The 22,857-nt window shown below is 43.6% G+C and carries 18 protein-coding genes and 1 pseudogene; 15 read left to right on the top strand and 4 right to left on the bottom strand.

Annotated features, from left to right (window positions below; translation table 11 throughout):
• Window positions 1-283 precede the first annotated feature (283 nt).
• From purD to IM507_RS20915, 3 genes are all read left to right on the top strand, one after another.
• A complete protein-coding gene (gene purD / locus IM507_RS20925; protein WP_103113118.1) occupies window positions 284-1,549 on the top strand; it encodes a phosphoribosylamine--glycine ligase in 1,266 nt (421 codons plus the stop codon).
• Between the two features lie 198 nt (window positions 1,550-1,747).
• Window positions 1,748-2,974 (top strand): glycosyltransferase family 4 protein, encoded by a 1,227-nt coding sequence (locus tag IM507_RS20920; protein ID WP_287637680.1) that lies wholly within the window; start codon window positions 1,748-1,750, stop codon window positions 2,972-2,974.
• Between the two features lie 178 nt (window positions 2,975-3,152).
• Window positions 3,153-4,709 (top strand): CPBP family intramembrane glutamic endopeptidase, encoded by a 1,557-nt coding sequence (locus IM507_RS20915; protein WP_123231258.1) that lies wholly within the window; start codon window positions 3,153-3,155, stop codon window positions 4,707-4,709.
• A 46-nt stretch (window positions 4,710-4,755) separates the two neighbouring features.
• Here IM507_RS20915 and sufR read toward each other — a convergent pair whose 3' ends face one another.
• Window positions 4,756-5,394 carry an iron-sulfur cluster biosynthesis transcriptional regulator SufR gene (gene sufR / locus IM507_RS20910; RefSeq protein WP_287637678.1) on the bottom strand — a complete coding sequence of 213 codons (639 nt, stop codon included), beginning with the start codon at window positions 5,392-5,394 and terminating at the stop codon, window positions 4,756-4,758.
• 223 nt (window positions 5,395-5,617) lie between these two features.
• Here sufR and sufB point away from each other — a divergent pair, with 223 nt between their 5' ends.
• From sufB to rpsU, 6 genes are all read left to right on the top strand, one after another.
• On the top strand, window positions 5,618-7,060 hold the full coding sequence (gene sufB / locus IM507_RS20905; RefSeq protein WP_002738588.1) for a Fe-S cluster assembly protein SufB: 1,443 nt from the start codon (window positions 5,618-5,620) through the stop codon (window positions 7,058-7,060).
• A 136-nt stretch (window positions 7,061-7,196) separates the two neighbouring features.
• Window positions 7,197-7,967 (top strand): Fe-S cluster assembly ATPase SufC, encoded by a 771-nt coding sequence (sufC, locus tag IM507_RS20900; RefSeq protein ID WP_002795094.1) that lies wholly within the window; start codon window positions 7,197-7,199, stop codon window positions 7,965-7,967.
• Window positions 7,968-8,140: 173 nt separating this feature from the next.
• Entirely contained in the window at window positions 8,141-9,466 is a 1,326-nt protein-coding gene (gene sufD / locus IM507_RS20895) for a Fe-S cluster assembly protein SufD (RefSeq protein ID WP_287637677.1), read from the top strand.
• 55 nt (window positions 9,467-9,521) lie between these two features.
• A complete protein-coding gene (locus IM507_RS20890; RefSeq protein WP_002739176.1) occupies window positions 9,522-10,784 on the top strand; it encodes a SufS family cysteine desulfurase in 1,263 nt (420 codons plus the stop codon).
• A 33-nt stretch (window positions 10,785-10,817) separates the two neighbouring features.
• Window positions 10,818-12,323, top strand: coding sequence for an RluA family pseudouridine synthase (locus IM507_RS20885; protein WP_002739333.1), 1,506 nt, complete (start codon window positions 10,818-10,820; stop codon window positions 12,321-12,323).
• A gap of 382 nt (window positions 12,324-12,705) precedes the next feature.
• Window positions 12,706-12,888 carry a 30S ribosomal protein S21 gene (gene rpsU, locus IM507_RS20880; protein WP_002738938.1) on the top strand — a complete coding sequence of 61 codons (183 nt, stop codon included), beginning with the start codon at window positions 12,706-12,708 and terminating at the stop codon, window positions 12,886-12,888.
• Window positions 12,889-13,056: 168 nt separating this feature from the next.
• Here the strand turns inward: rpsU and IM507_RS20875 are convergent, their stop codons facing one another.
• Window positions 13,057-15,684 (bottom strand): glycoside hydrolase family 10-like protein, encoded by a 2,628-nt coding sequence (locus IM507_RS20875; RefSeq protein ID WP_287637674.1) that lies wholly within the window; start codon window positions 15,682-15,684, stop codon window positions 13,057-13,059.
• A gap of 156 nt (window positions 15,685-15,840) precedes the next feature.
• Window positions 15,841-17,190, bottom strand: coding sequence for a UDP-N-acetylmuramoyl-L-alanine--D-glutamate ligase (gene murD / locus IM507_RS20870; protein ID WP_002739189.1), 1,350 nt, complete (start codon window positions 17,188-17,190; stop codon window positions 15,841-15,843).
• A 171-nt stretch (window positions 17,191-17,361) separates the two neighbouring features.
• Here murD and IM507_RS20865 point away from each other — a divergent pair, with 171 nt between their 5' ends.
• The 5 genes and pseudogenes from IM507_RS20865 to IM507_RS20845 all read left to right on the top strand — a co-directional run bounded on the left by IM507_RS20865 (window position 17,362) and on the right by IM507_RS20845 (window position 20,828).
• Window positions 17,362-17,622 carry a ribbon-helix-helix domain-containing protein gene (locus IM507_RS20865; protein ID WP_002739380.1) on the top strand — a complete coding sequence of 87 codons (261 nt, stop codon included), beginning with the start codon at window positions 17,362-17,364 and terminating at the stop codon, window positions 17,620-17,622.
• A 2-nt stretch (window positions 17,623-17,624) separates the two neighbouring features.
• Window positions 17,625-17,924 (top strand): annotated as a pseudogene (locus tag IM507_RS20860) (type II toxin-antitoxin system RelE/ParE family toxin).
• Window positions 17,925-18,127: 203 nt separating this feature from the next.
• Window positions 18,128-19,240, top strand: a complete 1,113-nt coding sequence (locus IM507_RS20855; protein WP_287637673.1) for a DUF3747 domain-containing protein — start codon at window positions 18,128-18,130, stop codon at window positions 19,238-19,240.
• A gap of 139 nt (window positions 19,241-19,379) precedes the next feature.
• Window positions 19,380-20,505, top strand: a protein-coding gene (gene prfB, locus IM507_RS20850) for a peptide chain release factor 2 (RefSeq protein ID WP_193745196.1) whose coding sequence is annotated in 2 segments (ribosomal slippage) — window positions 19,380-19,451 and window positions 19,453-20,505 — 1,125 coding nt in all. Because the reading frame shifts where the segments join, the coding sequence is not laid out codon by codon here.
• Window positions 20,506-20,576: 71 nt separating this feature from the next.
• A complete protein-coding gene (locus tag IM507_RS20845) occupies window positions 20,577-20,828 on the top strand; it encodes a hypothetical protein (RefSeq protein WP_002739055.1) in 252 nt (83 codons plus the stop codon).
• 95 nt (window positions 20,829-20,923) lie between these two features.
• Here the strand turns inward: IM507_RS20845 and hemH are convergent, their stop codons facing one another.
• A complete protein-coding gene (hemH, locus tag IM507_RS20840) occupies window positions 20,924-22,087 on the bottom strand; it encodes a ferrochelatase (RefSeq protein ID WP_002738693.1) in 1,164 nt (387 codons plus the stop codon).
• A 119-nt stretch (window positions 22,088-22,206) separates the two neighbouring features.
• Here hemH and IM507_RS20835 point away from each other — a divergent pair, with 119 nt between their 5' ends.
• Window positions 22,207-22,830 (top strand): class I SAM-dependent methyltransferase, encoded by a 624-nt coding sequence (locus tag IM507_RS20835; protein ID WP_002738717.1) that lies wholly within the window; start codon window positions 22,207-22,209, stop codon window positions 22,828-22,830.
• The last annotated feature ends 27 nt before the right edge of the window (window positions 22,831-22,857 follow it).

The following is a 22,857-nucleotide window of genomic DNA, read 5'->3' as shown; positions in this document are numbered from 1 at the left end:
GGGATCCCCCCGCCTATCGGCACCCCCCTTATCAAGGGGGGCAGGGGGGATCCCCCCGCCTATCGGCACCCCCCTTATCAAGGGGGGCAGGGGGGATCGAACCTAAAATCCATTTTTAATTTAATTATAACCAGCTACTTATCTGATCACCTCCGTAGGACTAGGGTTATTGCTCAACAGGTGGGGAGCGAGGATTAAAAAGTTAAGTAATCTCAACTTCTAGCCAATGGCACCCCAGAGCTAGGGGATAATTAAACCATCGTCATTTAGGCTGCGTCTATCCGTGAAAATTATCGTTATCGGCAGTGGTGGTCGAGAACACGCTCTAGCTTGGAAACTCCTACAATCGCCTCAAGTAGAACAAGTGTTCTGTATTCCAGGTAATGGGGGAACGGCAATTTTACCTCAATGTGAAAATATCCCCCTAGCAATGGAGGATTTTGCTGAAATTAGCCGTTTTGCCCAGGAAAATAGCGTCGATCTGGTGGTTGTCGGTCCAGAATATCCCCTCTCCCTCGGCATTACCGATTATCTTCTCGCCCAGGAAATTGCCGTTTTTGGCCCCACACAAACCGGGGCCTTAATTGAATCGAGCAAATCCTGGGCAAAAGAATTAATGAGCGAAGCCGGAGTTATCACCGCCACTTCCGAAACCTTTACCGATGCAGAATTAGCAAAAACTTATATCCGAGAGCAAGGAGCGCCAATTGTGGTGAAAGCCGACGGATTAGCCGCAGGAAAAGGGGTAATTGTCGCCGAAACCGTAGATATGGCCCTAGAAGCGATCGATGATCTTTTTACCAGTGGCTTTACTAAAGTCGTGGTGGAAGAATTCCTAGAAGGGGAAGAAGTGTCCATCCTCACCCTCACCGATGGGATCAGTTTTCGTTCCCTGCTACCCGCCCAAGATCACAAGCGGATCGGTGAAGGCGATACCGGCAAAAATACCGGCGGTATGGGAGTTTATGCCCCCGCACCCATAGCCACCGCCGCCATTATCGAAGCGGTGGACCGAGACATCCTCGCCCCCATCGTCGCCACCCTACAAAAACGCGGCATTGACTATCGGGGAGTCCTCTACGCGGGTTTAATGATTTCCCCCGCCGGAGAGCCAAAAGTTCTCGAATTTAACTGTCGTTTTGGCGATCCCGAAACTCAAGCGGTTTTACCCCTACTGGAAACTGCCCTGGCACCGCTGCTGCTGGCTTGCGCTCAACAAAAATTAACTGATTTCCCCTCTTTACAATGGCGATCTGGTAGTGCCGTTTGTGTGGTGGCTGCCTCTGCCGGTTATCCCGACCACTACGAAAAAGGCCAGTTAATCACGGGAATTAAGGCAGCTGAAACCGAGGGAGCGATCGTTTTCCACGCTGGCACGGTTTTAAAACACGGCGATATCTTCACCGATGGCGGCCGGGTTTTGGGTGTCACGGCGATGGGAGCCAATTTTAATCAGGCGATCGAACTTGCCTATCAATCGGTGAACAGGATACACTTTCAGGGCATCTATTATCGTCGCGATATCGGCCACCGGGTAAGGGAAAAATAAGGGTCAGTATTGAGGCAGGGGTAAGGGGGTTTTGAGGATTAATTTAGCAGCCAATTGCCCCTTTTTTCCGCATCTCTCACCGCTAATCCTCACATCTTTCTAGGATAATCCCTGACAAAAGCCAATCTGATTTGTCAAAAAACCAGTAACTATTGATAAAATCATGAAACTGAATCGCCTAACCAAATTGCCATCCCTATGCGAATTTTGCTCTATTCTTATAACTATTACCCCGAACCGATCGGCATCGCTCCCCTGATGACAGAATTGGCGGAAGGATTGGTTAAAAGAGGTCATCAAGTCAGGGTTTTGACGGCTTTTCCTTGGTATCCTAATAGTGAAATCGATCCCGAATACCGAGGAAAAATCTATCTGGAAGAAGAACGAAATGGTGTTAAAATTCAACGTTCCTACGTTTGGGCGCGCCCCGAAAGAAGTTTAAAAAATCGAATTTTCTTTGAATTGAGCTTTGTTTTTTTGAGTTTCTTTCAGGCTCTCAAAGGTGAAAAACCCGATCTAATTTTCTTAACTGTACCCGGATTACCCGTTTGCGTTCCTGCCGCTTTATTGAGTAAATTATATGGGATACCGATTATTCTAAATTTACAGGATATTCTGCCCGATGCGGCAGTTCATGTGGGATTATTAACTAATCAGAAAATGATTAAGGTTTTTAGTAGTCTCGAAAAATTTGCCTACAAAACTGCCAGTAAAATCTCAGTTATTGCCGATGGTTTTACCAAAAATCTCCTCACTAAAAATGTGCCGAGTCAGAAAATTATTGAGATTCCTAATTGGGTGGATGTGAGCTTTATTAAACCTCTGCCGAAAAACCATAATTATTTTCGCCAAGAAAATCATCTTGAGGGCAAGTTTATTGTTTTATATTCTGGCAATATTGCCCTAACTCAACCCTTGGAAACTTTAATCGATGCCGCAGTTCACTTAGTTAATATTCCTGAGATTCAAGTGGTAATTGTTGGTAAAAAAGAGGCCCTTGATCGCCTAGAAAAGTATCGCCAACAACAGGGGGCCAGTAATGTGCTTTTATTACCCTTTCAACCCCGGGAAAAATTACCAGAAATGTTAGCCGCCGCTGATGTGGGTATGGTGATGCAAAAACATAACGTGATTTCCTTTAATATGCCGTCCAAAATTCAGGTATTATTAGCTAGTGGCCGTGCTATTATTGCTTCTGTTCCCGCCGCTGGAACTGCTGCTAGGGCGATCGAGCGTAGTGGTGGTGGTTTGGTGGTTAATCCTGAAGATCCGGAGGCATTAGCTACGGCTATTTTAAAGCTATACAAAAACCCAGATTTAGCAAATATACTAGGAGAAAAAGGACGACAATACGCGGAGGAAAATTATGCCTTTGAAAAGACTTTGGATCAATACGAAAATCTTTTTTCTCAAGTAATTAGTTAATAATTAGGGTAAGTAGTTATAATTAAATTGAAGATAGATCCCCCCTTAATCCCCCCTTGATAAGGGGGGTATCTGACAATTTTTAATACCTACCTATAGGGAATGGGGGAATTTCAACTAAAACCCTAAAACCCTAAAACCCCATCAGCTAACCTCTAACTCCCACTTAACTATTTTCATGTTTGATAATTTCTCAAAAAAACTCCCCTGGCAAAGTCTCAAACAAGCGATCGCTTTTGTCTTAACAATTATTGCCTTAACTCCAGTAGTTACAGCTTTAATTTCTAGCGTTAATCAGCCTCAAATCCAATCGAATATTCAACTATATCAAACCAATCTCAACCTACAAGTCACGACTCTCAGCAGCGATGCTGACCCTAATAGCGAGGAATTTGCTAATCTTAAATTAATGCAAACTTCCCTGATCGGTGAAGCTCCTTATACCACTGCCGAGGAACAGTATTTATCAGCCCAGAAAAGTGCCAAAAAAACAATCACCGAACTAGAAAAATCAGCAGTTAATCCCGAACAAAAAAAATCTCTTGAGCGCGAAATCAATTCCTTAAAAGATTTAGAACTGAAATTAAGTCTCATTCAAGCTAGTCAAGGTGACTTGGATTCGGCACGGAAAATCTGGCAAGAGATCAAGGAAAAATCAGCATTTGAGAACTATAAACCTGCTGTTTTAAAAAATGCGCTGCTGTTAGAGGGATTGTACAGTGAACCCCCCCAAATTGCTGCCGATGCTGAAGCGAGAATCGAGCGCAATTTTCAAGGATGGTTTCGTTATACCATTCTGGAAAAATTATATAGTCTCGAAAATCGTCAAGAGGATTTACTCGCTTTAGAGGAAGAACAGAGTGAAGTGGCGGCTAATGCCTTAATTAAACTAATTTTAGTGGCTTTGTTGCCTCTTATCGGCGGTTTAATCGGTTTTGTGCTGTTGATATTTTTATTAGTGCAGTGGCTGCTCCGTAAACAGCGATCGCTGCTCTTTTTAGATGATAGTCTCGCTTGGCAAACTAAGTGGGGAGGAGAAACCCTCTGGTGGGGAATAATTATCGGTTTCTTTTTCGTCGGACAAATTGTTTTACCGGTAATTTTCGGGATTTTATCGAGTTTCTTGAGTCTCAATCCCGAACAATTTAACCTAGAAGCTAAAGCAATATACGTTGTAGTTAGTTATTTAGCCTTAACATTGAGCAGTTTATCGGTTTTATACCTAGCAATCAAGCCTTTTCGCCCTTTACCTCCCGATTGGTTTCGTTTTAAACTCTTTAGTCCTTGGCTTTTCTGGGGATTAGCCGGCTATTTTGTCGCTTTACCCCTGGTTATTATCATTTCTTTGCTCAATCAACTAATTTGGCAAGGACAAGGAGGCAGTAACCCGCTGCTGACTTTAGCCCTAGAATCCCAGAATACCTTCGCTTTAATCTGTTTTGGCTTTACTGCTTCCCTTGCCGCTCCTTTTTTCGAGGAAATTGTCTTTCGCGGCTTTTTACTAGCTTCTTTGACTCGTTATCTGCCTGTTTGGGGTGCAATTGCGCTTAGTAGTTTGATTTTCGCCCTTGCTCACCAAAATTTGTCAGAAGTGCTGCCTTTAACCGTCCTAGGTTGTGTTCTTGGCTTTGTTTACACCCGCTCGAAAAATTTATTATCCTCGATGTTGGTTCATAGTCTCTGGAATGGTGGCACCCTGTTAAGTTTATTTTTATTGGGCAGCGGTGCGGGTTAGGTGAGGTAAAAAGTCTCTTAGTCTAGAGATAACTAATCTTCCCCTTTCAACCCTTGCACTTAATTAGATAACCACATCGTTGCTCACCTTGATTGATCCAGTGAGTCCGTTCGATCGTACAATCGGGAAGCAGCAGCGCAAACATTTCTAATTCATGGCCACAGATACTGGGATAGGAACCAGCCACCTCAGCAATAGCGCAATGATGCTCGGCCAGGATATAACTATTTTCTGCTTCCAGTGCCACTAATTCTGCCATATAACCCTCCTCTTGGCGAATTTCCAGCAATTTTCTCATTCTTTCCCCTAAAGACCCCTTCCCGAGGCGCAATTGATATTCTGCCGCTTTGCGTTGCCACTGTTTTTTGAGAATTTCCCCCACCTGTTGCTCTCCCACCGTCTCCACGAGAGTATTGAGGAAAGAAACGGCGAAATTATCGTAATTATGGGGAAAACGGCCACGACCTTGACGACTGAGACGATAAATGTGCTGGGGCCGTCCTATCTTATTTTGTACGGCAAAATATTCTATCAGTCCTTCCTCCTCCAAATCCTTAAGATGGCGGCGCGTCGCTTGCGGACTAATACTTAACTCTTCAGCCAAGTCTTGGGCGGTAGATTGACCGTTTTTGAGCAAATATTGCAGAATATCGTCTTTCGTCGAGGCGGGTTGAGTCGTGGTCATGATACCAAAAACAGAGGCTTTAGCGTACAATTGCTGAGGGTCAAGGAGCGGCCGATTACCCCTACAGAGTAACTTGAATAACAGAGGTTTATCAGCATCCTCTCAAATTTTCCCTGACTTTGACAACAGCTTTGTTGTTAATCTATTATATAATCAATTTAAACAACTTTATTGTTGTTTAACTGCCTCCCCTGCCTACCGCGTAGAGAGAACACTAACCCCCATGAGTGCAACCACCGTTAAAAACCTCGTTAACCAACCCTACAAGTACGGTTTCATCACCGATATCGAATCGGAAACCATCCCTCGCGGTTTGAATGAGGAGATTATTCGTCTAATTTCAGCGAAAAAGAAGGAACCGGAATTCATGCTCGATTTTCGTCTTCGGGCCTACCATCAATGGCAAAAGATGACCGAACCCAGTTGGCCACACGTTTCCTATCCTGCCATTGATTATCAAAATATTATCTACTACTCTGCACCCAAACAGAAAAAAGCAAAACTCAACAGTCTTGAAGAAGTTGACCCCACTTTAATCGAAACCTTTGAAAAATTAGGCATTCCTCTTTCGGAACAAAAACGCCTTTCTAACGTCGCTGTCGATGCTATCTTTGATAGCGTTTCTATCGCCACAACTTTTAAAGAAAAACTAGCAGAACAAGGGGTTATTTTCTGTTCTATTTCGGAAGCTTTACAGGAACATCCCGACTTGGTGCAGAAATATCTCGGTACTGTGGTTCCCGTGGGTGATAATTATTTTGCCGCTCTTAATTCTGCAGTTTTTAGCGATGGTTCCTTTGTTTTTATCCCCAAAGGTGTCGTCTGTCCGATGGAATTGTCCACCTATTTTCGGATTAATAACGGTGAGACAGGACAATTTGAAAGAACTTTAATTGTCGCTGAAGAAGGGGCATCGGTAAGTTATTTAGAAGGTTGCACCGCTCCGATGTACGATAGTAATCAACTTCATGCCGCCGTCGTGGAATTAGTCGCCCTCGATAATGCGGATATTAAATATTCGACCGTACAAAATTGGTACGCTGGCGATGCCAATGGTAAGGGAGGTATATACAATTTCGTCACTAAACGGGGTCTGTGTAAAGGAGTTAATTCTAAGATTTCTTGGACGCAGGTGGAAACCGGTTCAGCAATTACTTGGAAGTATCCCAGTTGTGTCTTAGTCGGCGATAATTCCGTCGGGGAATTCTACTCAATTGCCCTAACTAATAACAAACAACAGGCCGATACAGGTACGAAAATGATTCACATTGGCCGCAACACCAAGAGTACCATTATTTCTAAGGGGATTTCTGCGGGTAACTCCCAAAATAGCTATCGCGGGTTAGTGAAAATGGGGCCGAAAGCCAAGGGAGCAAGAAATTACTCCCAGTGTGATTCTATGCTGATTGGAGATAATGCCGAAGCTAACACTTTCCCCTATATTCAGGTGGATAACAACAGTGCTAAGGTAGAACACGAAGCTTCTACTTCTAAAATCGGTGAAGACCAATTATTCTACTTCGCACAACGGGGTATTTCCGAAGAAGATGCTGTCTCTATGTTAGTCAGTGGTTTCTGTAAGGATGTCCTCAGTAAATTACCGATGGAATTCGCTGCTGAAGCTGATAAACTCCTCAGTCTCAAGCTAGAAGGAACCGTCGGATAACAGTTATCAGTTATCAGTAAAGTAGGGTGGGTTAGGCGATAGCCGTAACCCACCAAAAGCTAAGACAATTTATCCATCAATTGATGATTCGCCGTCAACCACCAAAACTAATATTTTTGTTCTAGAAAAACATCTCATGAGTGAAGTAATTTTATCGGTAAAAAATCTGACCGCTAGTATTGATGGAAACCAGATTCTTAAAGGAGTTAACCTCGAAATTAAAGCAGGGGAAACCCACGCAATTATGGGGCGCAATGGCTCAGGAAAAAGCACCTTTTCCAAAGTAATCGCTGGACATCCCGATTATGAAGTAACTGGGGGAGAAATAATTTATAAAGGTGAAAATCTTTTAGACAAAGAACCCGATGAACGAGCGCTTATGGGTATCTTTCTCGCTTTCCAATATCCCTTAGAAATCCCCGGCGTTAGTAACCTTGATTTTCTTCGCGTTGCCTATAATGCCCGACAAAAATATTTAGGTTCGGAAGAATTAGATAGTTTTGACTTTGAGGAATTAGTCGAGAAAAAACTAGAAGTTGTTCAGATGAATCCTAGCTTTCTTGGTAGAAGTTTAAACGAAGGTTTCTCCGGTGGTGAGAAAAAACGTAATGAAATCCTCCAAATGGCTTTATTAGAACCCACTTTAGGAATTCTCGATGAAATTGACTCCGGTTTAGACATCGATGCTTTGCGAATTGTTGCCCAGGGAGTCAATCACTTAGCTACTCCCGATAACGCTTTTTTACTTATCACTCACTATCAGCGTCTGCTCAACTACATTGAACCCGATGTTATTCATGTTATGTACGATGGGCGCATTGTCACCAGTGGCGGTAAAGAATTAGCTCTCGAATTAGAAAGAACTGGCTACGATTTCCTCGACGAACAAGTATTAGCCGTTAAGTAATCTAGCTATCAGTTATCAGTAGTCTGGGGAGTCAGGAGTCAGGAGGCAGGAGTCAGGAGATTATTTTTACTTATTCTCCCCACACCCCACACCCTACACCCCACACCCCACACCCCACACCCCGCACCCCACACCCTACACCCCAACCCCCAACCCTCCAACCCCTCCTACCAATGACAGCCATAATCACGAAACCTGAACAATCAGGAGAATTATTGTTAAAATTGTCGCGAGAAACGGTTCCCACTATCGATAACGGTAAAATTCTCGAATTAAGAGAATCGGGAGCCAGTAAAGCTCAAGAATTAGCCATCCCTGGCAGAAAAGATGAAGAATGGCAATTCACCGATTTAAGTCAACTCTGGGCGATCGATTTTCGCGCCCCCCAAACCGTTACAATCGATAAAAATGCCCTCGCTACTTTTTTACTGCCCGAAGCCAAAAACAGCCGTATAGTCTTCGTTAACGGCATTTATCAGCCTGAATTGTCCGATATCTCCGCTTTACCCCCCGGTGTCAGCGTCAGCAATCTCGCCAATGCACAAAAAGATGTTCTTGTCAACTATCTAGGGAAAGAAAAAACCCCCGAATTTTTTACCGCACTCAACCAAGCTGGTTTAAGCGATGGGGCAGTAATTCACGTCACCGCTAACACCGTTGTCACAACCCCGATACATCTCCTATTTATCACCGTTGTGGAGGAAATTCCCCGCTTTTATCAGCCCCATAGCCTAATCGTGGCGGAAACGGGAGCCAGTGTCAATATTATCGAGAATTACGGAGCTTTAGCCGAATATTGCTCCGATTTACCTGTAAATTACTCTTATTTCACCAACGCTGTCACGGAAATTTACCTCGAAGCCAACGCCGAGGTCATCCATACCAGAGTACAACGGGAATCGGGAGATGGTTTTCACATCGGACGCACGATAATTGAACAAGCGCACGATAGCCGTTACACTCTCAACGAGATAAATCTAGGAGCTAAACTCTGCCGTCATAACCTCGATGTCCTGCAAAAAGGAGCACAAACCGAGACAAATCTGTACGGATTAGCCATGATTACCGGACAACAAACCGCCGATACCCACAGCGCCATCTATCTCAACCATCCCCACGGCATCGCCAACCAACTGCATAAATGTATCGTTGATGGTAGCGCTCACGCCATCTTTAATGGTAAAGTGTTTGTTCCCAAACCTGCCCAATTAACCAACGCCTCCCAGTTAAATCGGAATTTGTTAATTTCTAACAAGGCACGAGTCAACACCAAACCGGAATTACAAATTACCGCCGATAACATCAAATGTTCCCACGGGGCAACCGTTAGCCAACTGGAAGCAGATGATTTATTCTATCTGCAAAGCCGGGGCTTAAGCGCCGACACCGCCCGCAGTTTGTTAATTGATGCTTTCTCGGCCGAGATTTTAGCTAAAATTCCTCTAGAATCCCTCCGCCAAAGATTGGGGCAATGTGTCGCCTGTCGCAGTGTGGAATAACTCTGCCGGGGTGGGTGTCAACCTGCCCAAAGTACCCCTCTGACTCCTGACTAAAATGACAATTATCCAAGAAAAAACCCTCGCCCAAAAAGTCCGCGCCGATTTCCCTATCCTCCATCAAACCGTACACGATAAACCCCTTATCTATCTCGATAGTGCCGCCACTTCCCAAAAACCCATTCAAGTCTTAGAAACCCTGCGAAACTATTACGAAAAAGATAACGCCAATGTGCATCGGGGGGCGCATACTTTAAGTGTCCGGGCAACGGAAGCCTACGAAGGGGCCAGAGATAAGGTGGCTAGGTTTATTAATGCCGCTTCTCGTCAGGAAATTGTCTATACTCGCAACGCCACGGAAGCGATTAATTTAGTCGCCTACAGTTGGGCATTAAATACCCTGAAAGCAGGGGATGAAATTATTCTCTCGGTGATGGAACACCACAGTAATTTAATCCCCTGGCAAATTGTCTGCCAAAAGACGGGGGCGGTGATTAAATATGTGCCATTAACCAGCGACGAAAGCTTTGATTTAGAACAATATAAATCCTTGTTATCTGAGAAAACTAAATTAGTGGCTGTCCTCCATGTTTCCAATACATTAGGCTGTATTAATCCCGTTGCCGAAATAGTCAGCCTTGCCCATCAAGTCGGGGCGAAAGTATTAATTGATGCCTGTCAAAGTGTCCCCCATTTAGCCATTGATGTGCAGTCCATAGATTGTGATTGGTTGGTGGCTAGTGGTCATAAAATGTGCGCCCCCACCGGTATTGGATTTTTGTACGGCAAAGAGGCGATTTTAGAGGCAATGCCGCCCTTTTTTGGTGGTGGCGAAATGATTGCAGAAGTCTATTTAGACCATTTTACCTGTGCGGAACTGCCCCACAAATTTGAAGCGGGAACCCCCGCTATCGGCGAAGCGATTGCTCTCGGTGCTGCGGTAGAATATTTAATGGGTTTAGGTATGGATAATATTCATGCCTACGAAGAAGAGTTAACCGCCTGTTTGTTCAAAAAATTAGGAGAAATTGAGGGTTTAAGAATTTACGGGCCATCACCTAGTTTAACGGGCCAAGGTCGGGCTAGTTTAGCCGCCTTTAATGTGGAAGGGATTCATGCTAGTGATTTAGCTACTTTATTAGACCACGAAGGAATCGCTATTCGTTCCGGTCATCACTGTACCCAACCTCTACACCGCCTTTTTGATGCTTCCGGCAGCGCGCGGGCAAGTCTATATTTTTATAATACCCGCGAAGAAATTGATAGCTTTATTGTCGCTTTACAGGAAACTATCGATTTCTTTGCCAACTGTTTTTCTTAGGGGTATCTCTAGCCCTTTTCCTGTTCTTAAAGAGTGAAGGAAGTTACCTATTATTATCAAGGAATTTGTCCCGAAACGGGCGAGTTATTGCGCTTGCCCCGCACTCTTTTGGCTGAAAAAATTGCCCGAGATTTGATGACAACTATCACCAATCCTGAAGGCAAAATGTATGGCATTTTGTTAGGAGAAAATGCCGCTGGCGAAATAGAAATTTTAAAAGCTTTTTCTGGACAGGGAGAAGCCACCGGCTGGGTTCCGTCCCTAGTGGGCAGAGAAAAAATTGTGCTGGAAGAAAAGCGAGTTTTGCAACTTTTAGAAACAATTAAACAGGAAATTATCACTTTAAAATCAATTCCCGAACATAATTTATATCGACTCAATCAAGCAAATTTTGAGCGCAAAATACAAGCTTTACAGCAACAACATCAAAACCATAAACAGGAACGAGATAGATTAAGAAATTTAGGTAATTTAAAACCAGAAGAATTAGAAAATTTAAATAATCTCAGTCGTCAGGAAAAAAGAGCAAGAAAGCAATTAAAACAGGAACAAAAACAAGTTTTAGAACCCTTAATTGAGAAAATAAACTTAGCCAATCAGAGAATTATTGAACTTAAGCAACAGCGTAGAAACCTCTCCAAACAGTTACAGGAATTGCTGTATCAATCCTACTGTTTAAATAATTTTTCTGGACAATCTCTCTCCTTAGCTAAATTGATGGGCAGTAATTTGTTACCGACAGGAACAGGGGAATGTTGCGCCCCAAAATTATTAAATTATGCCGCTATGAAAGGATTAAAACCTGTCGCCATGGCCGAATTTTGGTGGGGAGAATCGAATCGAGATAGAAAACAGGGAGAATTTTATGGCGCTTGTCAAGAAAGATGTCAACCTCTCATGGGTTTTTTACTCTCTGGTTTACGTTCATCTCTAGAAATTATCTACGAAGACGAGGGAATAATTGCTATTAATAAACCCCCAGGATTATTATCGGTAGCAGGACGTTATCAAGATAGTCAAGATGCTGTGGTTAATCGGTTTCGTCGTCAGGGAAAAAATGTCATTCCCGTTCATCGTTTAGACCGAGAAACTTCTGGTATATTATTACTAGCTAAAAGTTTAGATATTTATCGTTGTTTATCCCAACAATTTCAACGGCGACAAGTGGAAAAAATCTACGAAGCTATATTATCAGAAATTATTGAGCGAGAATCGGGTATAATTGACCTACCTCTCTGGGGAAATCCGCAAAATCGACCCTATCAAACTGTGGACTGGCAAAGGGGAAAACCTAGTCAAACCTATTTTAAAGTTATCGGTAAAGAAGGCAATTATTCTCGCCTCGAATTTATTCCCTACACGGGAAGAACCCATCAAATTCGTGTTCATAGTCAAGCGGGATTAGGGATAGGAATTTTAGGCGATCGCTTGTATAATGGTAAGCAGTCCGACCGTTTGTACCTACACGCTAAACAATTATCTTTTCGTCATCCTCAGACCGAAAATAAACTTGATCTGATCATTCCCACTCCCTTTTGAGAGCTATAAAATCTCAACTTCTTGCGGAGCCAAAAATTTGCTGGCTCTCTTCGGTTTGGTGGGTAAAATGTATTCTAAGATGCAGTTATCCTGGCGAGCGAGTCGAACAAACCACAAAGACACAAAGGACACAAAGATCGCTCTCTCCTATATAAGTTAAACTGATCACACAAAGAATAAGAGAGCCATTTGCTGGCATTGACAATTATGAACTTGCTTTAGGCTATCATCAGGTGGCTGAATAAGACTTTTGCAGGATATCTCTTAAGATGCCTTCGCCCTAATTAAAGGCGGCCTTGATCGCTTTTTACGCTAGATTGTGCTATAATGAGAAGTTGGCATTTTTTAGGCAGAGAGCAGTTACAGGAGGTGAATTAGGTTAATGACCCAAGTGGTAGTTGGTCAGAACGAGGCGATCGAATCAGCCCTACGTCGTTTTAAGCGACAGGTAGCGAAAGCGGGAATTTATGCGGATATCAAAAAGCATCAATTTTTTGAAACCCCTCAAGAAAAGAGAAAGCGTAAAGCAGTAGCCCGAAGACGACAAAGAACCCGTCGTCGTTAAATTCCACCAGTCAGAAGCTGAATAAAGGCTTCTGGCTGTCTTTTATTTTGATCGGGTTTTGGGGGTTGGGAAACAGATTAGGGAGTGGGGGAGTAGGGATAAAACAACTGATGGCTGTCTCTTGCCAGAGTGCCTATCTCTACTGGGAAATTAATTCTGCACGACTACTTAAAACTCAACCCTTTGACCATAACTTAGGAGACTTTGTAGGGTTGCGAGGCGATTTTCCCAGACTTGTATTTGATAGGCAGATAAATCTTTTTGTCTGGACATCACAGATTTAAATTGATAGCTAAATCGCTTTAGAGCATTTTGAGTTAAAGTCAAATTGCGAGGGCTGGGATTATTAGCTAATTGCTCTAATAGATTAGCCATTTCGTCCACTTCTTGCCCCCAAGTTTTTAAGGTTCGCTCCTCCATTGCCCATAAATTATTAACTATTAAAAAACTCCACTCTTGACGCAGAGAATTAAACCGCGCTGCTGCCGTTTTAAAGGGTTGACGGTGGGGTAAAGGTTCAGCTTTTTTCGTAATTATCGATCCCTGAATGCGATTAAGAATTGTTTGCAGGTTGGGATTGAGATTTTCTGTGGCAAAAAGAGCGAATCCCGAAGTGGGAAGATTGCGAATAAATTGTAGTTGATCGATGGTGACTTGATCGGGTACTTTTAACAGACGGATACCGGGTATAATCAGAGCATTTACTGCAATTTGGCGATCAAATAAAGACTGGGTTTTATCTTCTAAAGTCCCAGTATCGAGAGCATAAGTCATTAAAAATATTATATCTATCCATTGATTTTGTCCCCATTCTTCCCAGTTTTGCTGAATACGATATAACCGTTCTTTTTGTTCTAGGGGAAACACCGCCGCCGACATTTTTAATTGGGGGCGAATCTGTTTTAAACGAGTAGAAACCTGGGAGACAAAAGTATCAACCTGACGGATTTTAAAGCTAGTCCATTGTTCCCATAAAGCACCCCGGGGATTTAAAGTAATGGGATCAACTCCTGTCATTTGTTTAAATAACCAACGGCTGGATTTACCATAACCATAGGTTTGATTAGAATCTTGACTCTGGAAAGGATAACGAATATAATCTAACTGCAAGCCATCCACATCGTAATTCTTGACAATTTCCTCGTAAAGAGATAAAAGATAGTTCTGTACTTCGGGATTAGCAGGATCAAAAAAGGCCTTTTTTGTGCCTTGACTGTAATCAAAAGAACCACCACTTTTATTAGTTGCACCCCAATCGGAATTACGCGATAAAACTGGACCGAGATAATTTAATGGTTGCTCTAATACTTTATTATGAGCTTGATTAGCCGCCGCAAAAACCCACACCCAGGCGTGGATTTCCATATTGCGTTCATGGGCTAATTTAACGGCAACTTTGAGGGGATCCCAACCTCTAGTTAAAGGGTTTTGTTCGGGGGCAACTTGACTGGGATAAATAGTATAACTAGCATTAACTGTCTCGAAAAAGACCACATTAATACCCGCTGCCGCCATGCGATCGAATACTTTAGCTAAATCCTCCTCGTTTTTAGCTTGTACGATCGTGCCTCGATCTAACCACATTGCTCGTATTTCTGGTTGGGCAAATTGTCGATTAGTGGGATAATTATCCCAAAGATTTCGCCGCGCTTGTAACCAATATTCCCGCGCTTGGGTATAGTCCCCCTGAGCGATTAAATTCTGAAAATTATTTAAGGTTCCTTGGGCATTTTCTAGGGCTAAACGGAATCGTCTCGCCCCATCCGAGGTGGGGGAATTTTTTGCCCGATTATGAAATGCTTGTGCTAGGGATTTATCGGTAGTTAAAGTGTTATTATTACTGGCTTCTAAAGCTAAGAGAGTCGCCCCATAACGCCCGATTAATCCCTGCAATTCTGCCGTCATCTGGCTAATTTGTTGAGAAGTTAGGCTCGCTCTGGGGGGAATTGCCTCGGTACTCGGACTTAATCTCGCCGTTTCCCTGGGGGGATTTTCTGCAATCTGGGGTAGAGGGCGACGGGGTGCGGTCGCCATTGGTGTATTATTAATATTATTAACTATTGTTGATTGCCCTTGACAATAGGGCGCAATTGTGCTAGGAGAAGAACTGCGATTAATGCCGTAGCGTTGCAGAGCGGTTTCTAGCCAAGCGCTATCGAGGGCGAGATTAGCCACGGCATCGCTGCCCCAGCGCCAACCGAGAAAGATCGAGTTATTATTGAGGACAACGGCAGGGGGATTATTGCGTGCCCCCCAGACGGCAACGGTTTGGCTATTAATTCCCGTGGGGATAACCACACCACCGAGGAGACTGCTGGCTAAAGGTTTTTGGTTTTTCAGTTCACCTAAATTAGTCGGCCGCAGGGTGTAAGCTTGGGAGTGAGGATAAGCCCAGTAAGCCCCAAATAGCGATCGCAGTTGATTCCGCACAGCAGGTTCCGAAAGATTTCCCGCCGGACCGGTGACGATAATTTTACCACCGCGATTCAGCCAACGACTCAAGACATCAGCTTGTAAACCGGAAATAGTCTCGACGTTGGGGATGATTAGAACCTTAATTTTATTCAAATCCGCGTCGCTTTGCCACTGATTACTCTGGAGAATACAGTAATTAACCCCGACATTTTGCAAACGATTGGTTATATCTGTCCATTGATTGGCATTTTCTTGACTTTTTAACACTGCCACCGGTGTCGCTAAAACTGGGATTGGTAGCAAGACACTCACACAGGACAAAAGACAGACAATTAGGGGCTTGTTAAAAAGATGATCACGACGGAAGGACGATCCCAGCACGTTTTTTTCTCTTAATTTTTTTGGTTAACTCCTCCTGATCTTACCCAACTTAGCCAAAAAATAGTATCTTTGGCAACAAAAATTACGTCTTAGCCGTCCGCAACGGGGTTTTAGGGTTTTAGTTGAGTTTCCCCACTTCCCCATTCCCCCATCTCCCTACAACTGTAAGGACAATTGCCGAAAGTGATCGCCGCGATGTTCAAAACTTTGGTATTGGTCAAAACTAGCGCAAGCTGGGGATAATAACACCACTTTAGCCTCTTTTGCCAGTCCTAATTCAGCCGCACGTTGAACTGCCCTGTCCATCGTCTCTACACATTCATAATCTTGATAACCTGCTGACTGTAAACGACGGGCAAAATCGGCGGCAGCGTCACCAATCAGCAGCACAGTGGCGACTTTTGCCTTAATTTCAGCGATCCAAGCCCGATCATCCCCTGCTTTCGCTTCTCCTCCCGCGATTAAAATCGCTGGACTAGGGACTGATTGTAAACCCACGGCGGCGGCATCGTAGTTAGTTGCTTTACTATCATTAATAAAGTCTAGTCCTTTATAAGTACAAATGTACTCTAGGCGATGGGCAACCCCGGGGAAAGTGGCGATCGCTTCGGTAATGGCTTTTTTCTCGATTCCTGCCAATCTAGCGGCGGCCACAGCCATAAGCAAATTCTGCTGATTGTGACTACCCACCATTTTCAGGAGATTAACCGGGGCAATTAACTCCCCAAAAGCCACGATCCAGTTATCTTGCAGATAAACACCACGACTAGGATCGCCCAAAAGCGCCTCTTTGCCTTTCACAGAAGTCCAGTAAGCTTGTTGCCATTGACTAACACCGATTTGACGCAGATAGGGATCATCACCGTTGAGGATTTGGCGATCGCTTCTTTGCAGTAAAGAGGCTTTAATCTGATAATAATTTTCTAGGGTTTGATGACGACTGAGGTGATCGGGGGTAAAAGTTGTCCAGATGCCGATTTTCGGCGCTAAATCCCGACTGGACTCGATCTGATAACTACTAATCTCCGCAATAATCCAATCGTATTTATCGGCTTTTAAAGCCAATTCACAGGCAGCATAGCCGATATTACCGCAGGAAGGGGCATTTAACCCCGCTTTTTGAAAAATAGCGGCACAGAGGGCGGTGGTGGTGGTTTTACCGTTAGTTCCCGTAATCCCCAACCAAGGGGAAGATTGCAGATAACGCCAAGCTAATTCTAATTCTCCGATCGTCTCGATGCCTTTTTCTCTGGCAGTAATTAAAATCGGGGCATCCCAAGGCACACCGGGGCTAACCACGATAAGATTAGGCAAGTCTGAAGCCTCTAGACTGAGATTTTGACCAAGATTGACCATAATTCCTTCTCTTTCCAGATTGGTTTGCAGTGCTTGTAAACTGGGAGAATCAGAGCGATCGCTTAATGTCACCTGCCAACCATCCCGTTTTAAGCATCTTGCCGCTGCTATTCCCGATCTTCCCAATCCAATAATCGCCGCTTTCGCCATCTTGTTGCCACTCTACTCAAGAGTCAATTTTTCGCAATCTCTATCCTACTGTGGATTGTTACCTTATTTCTGCCCCTAGATCAGCGATAATCTTAGTCTATTCTGTCTGCTCCTTGCAGTATAATAAAATGGAATGCTTATAATTTAGTCCTTAAACTAACAAAAATTAGTATGAATATTCAACTAAAACCAAATCAAGAAAAATTTATCGAAGAACAGTTAAAAAGTGGCAGATTTGATAATGTAGAGCAGCTCATAGATACCGCTTTACACTTGCTGTCCAACATCAATGAAGATTATTTAGAATGGCGAGAAGAAACCGGTCATCAAATTGATATTGCTGTAGCTGAATTAGACAATGGGGAAGGATTAGAGGTCGAAACAGTTATCAACAATATTTTAAAAAAATTTCAGAAAGAGCGTCAATCCTAATCATGAATCGTTATATTATTGCCCCATCAGCCAGTCAAGATTTAAACAAGATTGCTGATTATTTTTTAGCGGTAAACGTGGAAGCTGGGGAAAAACTATTGATAAAATTTTCCCAAAAGTGTCAACAATTAGCACAATTTCCCAATTGAGGACGTAGTTACAGTCATATTAGACCGTCCTTGAGAGGGTTGCCTTTAGATGGATATATTATTTTCTATCGAGTTACTGATGACACAGTAGAGATTTTAAGAATAGTTAGCGGTCGTCAAGACTTAGAAGCTTTATTCTCCGAGATAAAATAAATCCCTAGCAAAAATCCAGCAGAATTGAGCAGACTCCAAGACCTTTCAATTGGCCTGATTGCCTTTCCTAGCTGATGGCTGACGGCTGACGGCCGACGGCTGAATTATAAAACTATTTCCCCTAGGAAAACAAAATTCTCTGACTTGCGTCTAAATCGATAAAATAAATGCAAGTACGATCCCCATAACAAGGCTCCCTATTTATGAATCTAAAATCATCCCTAAAATTTACCCTACTGTTTTCACTTCTGGGGGGTTGTCTCCTGACGACACCCAGTCAAGCAACTCTCTTTGAACAACGAGAAGTTAATCAAGAGGATTTTATCGCTATTGCCCGTCCCTACGGTAACGGTAAATACGATTTGCTGATTTTGCAACAAATTCCCAGAAAACGCCAATGTTGGGCGGTAAATGGCAGAGAACCGACCATTGTTCAGCCTCTCCTCCTCGATTTCGATTTTACCGGCAGTTGTGAACGAGCCACCGACAGTAACGGTTATTCCCTTCGCATTCAGGGCAAAGATTACGGTTTAGAATACCTGCTGCGTATCGTACAACGCAACGGGGAATTAGTCCTCGTGGGAACTCCCCGCAATCCCAGACAATCAGAGGTAATTATTGGACGGACAAAAGGTTTAGGGACCGGTTTAATCCAAATTTATCTCATCGATGGCTGGCGCTTTACTAAACGCAGTCTAGCCGGTCAAAATCTCAGTCATATCTATCTAACTGCCGATAGTCCCAGTTTCAATCCTCCCCCGGAATTACTCGCGGGTAATAGTTATTCCCCCCCCAGAGAATCCGTCAAAGCAGAAACACCGGTTAATCCTTCCGGTGATCCCGAAGTGCGAGAATATACCTTTACCGCTGCAGAAACAGCAGTAGAGAGCAATCCTCAGCCAGTGGCCACTAATCCAGTACCAGAGCCAAATTTAACCCCACCGTCCCCAGTTACCCCTAATTTACCCCCCCTAACTCCTCCCAATTCCCAGAATACTAATGCAATTGTACCACCACCGCCGCCGCGCAACCTAGGCAATCAGAGAAGTTTATCGGATGTGATTACTTTTAATCGACCGGCTGCTAATCCCAGTAGTGGTAATATGAGCAATAGTGGCCGCCAAGGTTTTAAAGTAGTAATTGAAGCTAAAACCGATAGCGATCGCACTAGGGTTCGTTCTCTCTATCCCGACGCTTTCCCCACTTCCTACAAAGGTCGTTCCCTCTGGCAAATAGGCGCTTTTAGCAGTCGTGATAAGGCTGAAAACGCTTTACAAAGTTTTGCTCCCCTGCGCGGATCGATCGTACCATTTTAGCCGTTAAAAATTGTTAGATGCCCCCCTTATTAAGGGGGGATTAAGGGGGGATCGGCCCCCCGTTTATCAAGGGGGACGGGGGAGATCAAAGGCAAAATCTATCGTCTATTTAATTATAACCACTTACTTAACTGATAACATGGAAATATCGGAACTAAAAAAAGGTATCGAGATAGTAGGATCGCGCCTGGGTAAAACCCAGGACTATCTTTGACTTACCCACTTTAAGGGCTAAAATTAAAGACTTAGAACAGGTGGCAGCCGTCCCCACTTTTTGGGATAATCCCGATACTGCTCAAAAAACCCTGCAAGAACTAAATGAATGTAAATCTTCTTTAGAAACCTATCAGGGTTGGTGTGAACAATTAGAAGATACTAAGGCAATTATCGAGTTATTAGAATTAGAATCCGATCGAGCTTTACTAGAAGAAGCAACGGACAATTTAACTCATTTACAGCATGACCTCGATCGCTGGGAATTGCAACAGCTTTTAAATGGTCCATACGACGCAAAAGGAGCGGTTTTAACGATTAATGCGGGGGCCGGGGGAACCGATGCCCAAGATTGGACAGAAATGCTCCTGAGAATGTATTCTCGCTGGGCCGAGAAACAGGGTTATAAAGTCACTTTAGCAGAAATATCAGAAGGAGATGAAGCGGGAATTAAATCGGTGACAATTGAAATTGCTGGAACTTATGCTTACGGTTATCTAAAAGGAGAAAAAGGCACCCATCGGTTAGTCAGAATTTCCCCTTTTAATGCTAATGGTAAACGTCAAACCAGTTTCGCTGGGGTGGAAGTGATGCCAATTTTGGGCGATGATGCGGTGAGGGTAGAAATTCCCGATAAAGATTTAGAAATTACCACCACTAGATCGGGGGGAAAAGGTGGACAAAATGTTAATAAAGTGGAAACTGCCGTGCGTGTAGTTCATCTTCCCACAGGTATCGCTGTACGTTGTACCCAAGAGCGATCGCAATTACAAAATAAAGAAAAAGCCCTAGCTTTATTAAAGGCGAAATTGTTAATTATTGCTCGGGAACAACAGGCTCAAGCGATCGCTGAAATTCGCGGCGATATGGTGGAGGCCGCTTGGGGCAATCAAATCCGTAACTATGTTTTTCATCCCTATCAATTGGTTAAGGATCTCCGTAGTAATGTGGAAACCACCGATGTTACTGGGGTAATGAATGGGGATTTAGATAGCTTTATTGAAGCCTATTTACGTTTAGGGGGGAACAGTGCGGGTTATACTGATTCCTAAGATGAGAGCAGCTCTATTTTCTTACAAATTCTGTTCTTATGCTATTTGTCCTCTACTAAGAAGAAAAATCAATGGTTATTATCGAGATTACCAATGTGGAAGAAATATTGAGCGCAAAAATTGGCTCTTTCGCTGCTAAAATCGTCCAAGCTCTAGCAGATGATGAGGGGAAAGTGGAAGAGGTTCTCATCAAAGAATTACAGGCTAATTTTCAGGAAAGGGGGATTAAAGCTAATCTGTTTAGCGTCACTGGGTTAGATATGCTCGGCAATGGTAGGCTAGAAGTTAACGTTAATGTTCGTTCTGCGAATATGATGTCCTAAGAGAAGATAAAATCGCCAAAGGTTGGGTTAAATATAGTTAAACCCAACCTTATTTTGGTAGTTACCATCAAAAGCAATGGCAACGAAGCTTGAGGTTATAATAAACCAACAAAATGTAACGGTCCTTGACCGGTAATTAATTCGATAATAATTGCCAGAAAACCGATCATCGCTAATCGACCATTCCACACCTCGGCTGCCGTTGTCATCCCCCATTCCCAACGTTCCTGGGGATACATTTTCATATTCGCTTTCGGATGGGTAATTTGCTCGAAAGTGGTGGGTTTTTCCTCTAGGGATTTGACCACTAACTGGGAGAGAGATTCGATAAACATCGGGTGAGTGTTAAGAGCCGGTACTCGCTGAAAATGTTCAATTCCCGCTTCTTCCGCCACTTCTCGGTACTCTATATCGATTTCTTGCAGGGTTTCGATGTGTTCCGAGACAAAGCTAATCGGCACGACCAATAAATTCTTAATTCCCTGCTCTCCCAACTCTTTTAAAGCATCTTCAGTATAGGGTTTTAGCCATTCCACCGGACCGACGCGACTTTGATAGGCTAAAGTGTACTGATTGGGTCGGTTTAGAGTACGCATGATCGCCCTAGTACATTCTTCAATTTCCCTTTGATAGGGATCTCCCGCTTCCTCCACATAACTTTGGGGGACACCATGGGCGCTAAAAAAGATATGTACTTGGTCAGGATTAGCACACTGTTCTAACTCTCGCGCAATCAGATCGGCCATAGCACTCAGATAAGTGGGATGATCGTACCAAGAGGGGATGAGAGTATATTCCGTTAAACGCAGATAGGGATCCTGCTGCCACATTTCCTCCAGCACACGAAAACTGGAACCACTGGTGCTGATGGAAAATTGGGGATAAAGGGGGAGAATAACTAATTTTTTGATATGGTCTCGTTTAATCCGCTCGATCGCTTCTTCGGTGAAGGGATTCCAGTAACGCATCCCAATATAAACGCTCACCTCGCGGCCCATTTCCGCGAGACGTTGTTGCAGTGCCGTGGCCTGTGCTTCCGTAATCTTGAGTAAAGGGGAGCCACCACCAATCTGACGGTAATTTTCCTGGGATTTACTCGCTCTTAGCGTCGATATTAACCAAGCTAACGGTTTTTGTAATCCTTTGATCGGTAAACGGATGATCTCTGGGTCAGAAAAAAGGTTAAATAGAAAAGGACGCACATCCTCTAACCGCTCTGGCCCACCCAAATTTAATAATAAAACCCCAACGCGACCCATAGTGTTAACAGATAATTTTTAAATTTTCAGATTCTTTACCAAGTTTAACAATATATCGGTGGAACCGTTAAAACAAATTACAGGCTACAGAGAACTTAATCAAATTTTGGAGGTTGATCTTGGCTACTATTTTACGTCCCCTCAGTTATCAATATCAATGGCTTTACGATGGTATCTCCCGTCTGGCTGCCCTAGCAGTGGGTGGGGAGTCCTGTTTTCGGCAATTGGCTCTAGAAGGTTTAAAAATCGCTAAAAATGACCCTATCCTCGATCTCTGTTGTGGTGCGGGTCAAACCACCCGTTATTTAGTCCCCCTATCCGATCACTGTACCGGTTTAGATGTCTCTCCTGTGGCTCTGGAGCGAGCTAGTTTAGCGGTGCCGCAAGCGCATTATGTGGAGGGATTAGCCGAAAAAATGCCCTTTAATGCCGGAGAATTCGCCTTTGTGCATACTAGCGCCGCTCTCCACGAAATGGAACCAGAGCAGTTAGAGGAAATTCTTAAAGAAGTGTATCGAGTTCTCAGACCGGGGGGAATTTTTGCCCTCGTGGATTTTCATCGACCCACTAACCCGCTTTTTTGGCCTTCTTTAGCCCTATTTTTGCAATTATTTGAAACCGATACCGCTTGGCAGTTTATCGATCGGGACTTGATCCGATCTTTACAGGCGATCGGTTTTCGTGATTGTCAACAAAAATTATACGCTGGTGGCAGTTTACAGGTGATTCAAGCGGCCAAGTGAAGAGATAGGCCAGGCAAGATTTTCAGG

Origin of the sequence: Microcystis sp. M20BS1 (assembly GCF_020245305.1) — a bacterium.
GTDB classification, from domain to species: Bacteria; Cyanobacteriota; Cyanobacteriia; order Cyanobacteriales; family Microcystaceae; genus Microcystis; species Microcystis ichthyoblabe_A.
Note: the sequence above shows the minus strand (reverse complement) of the source record. Positions and strands in the feature narration are given on the sequence as shown.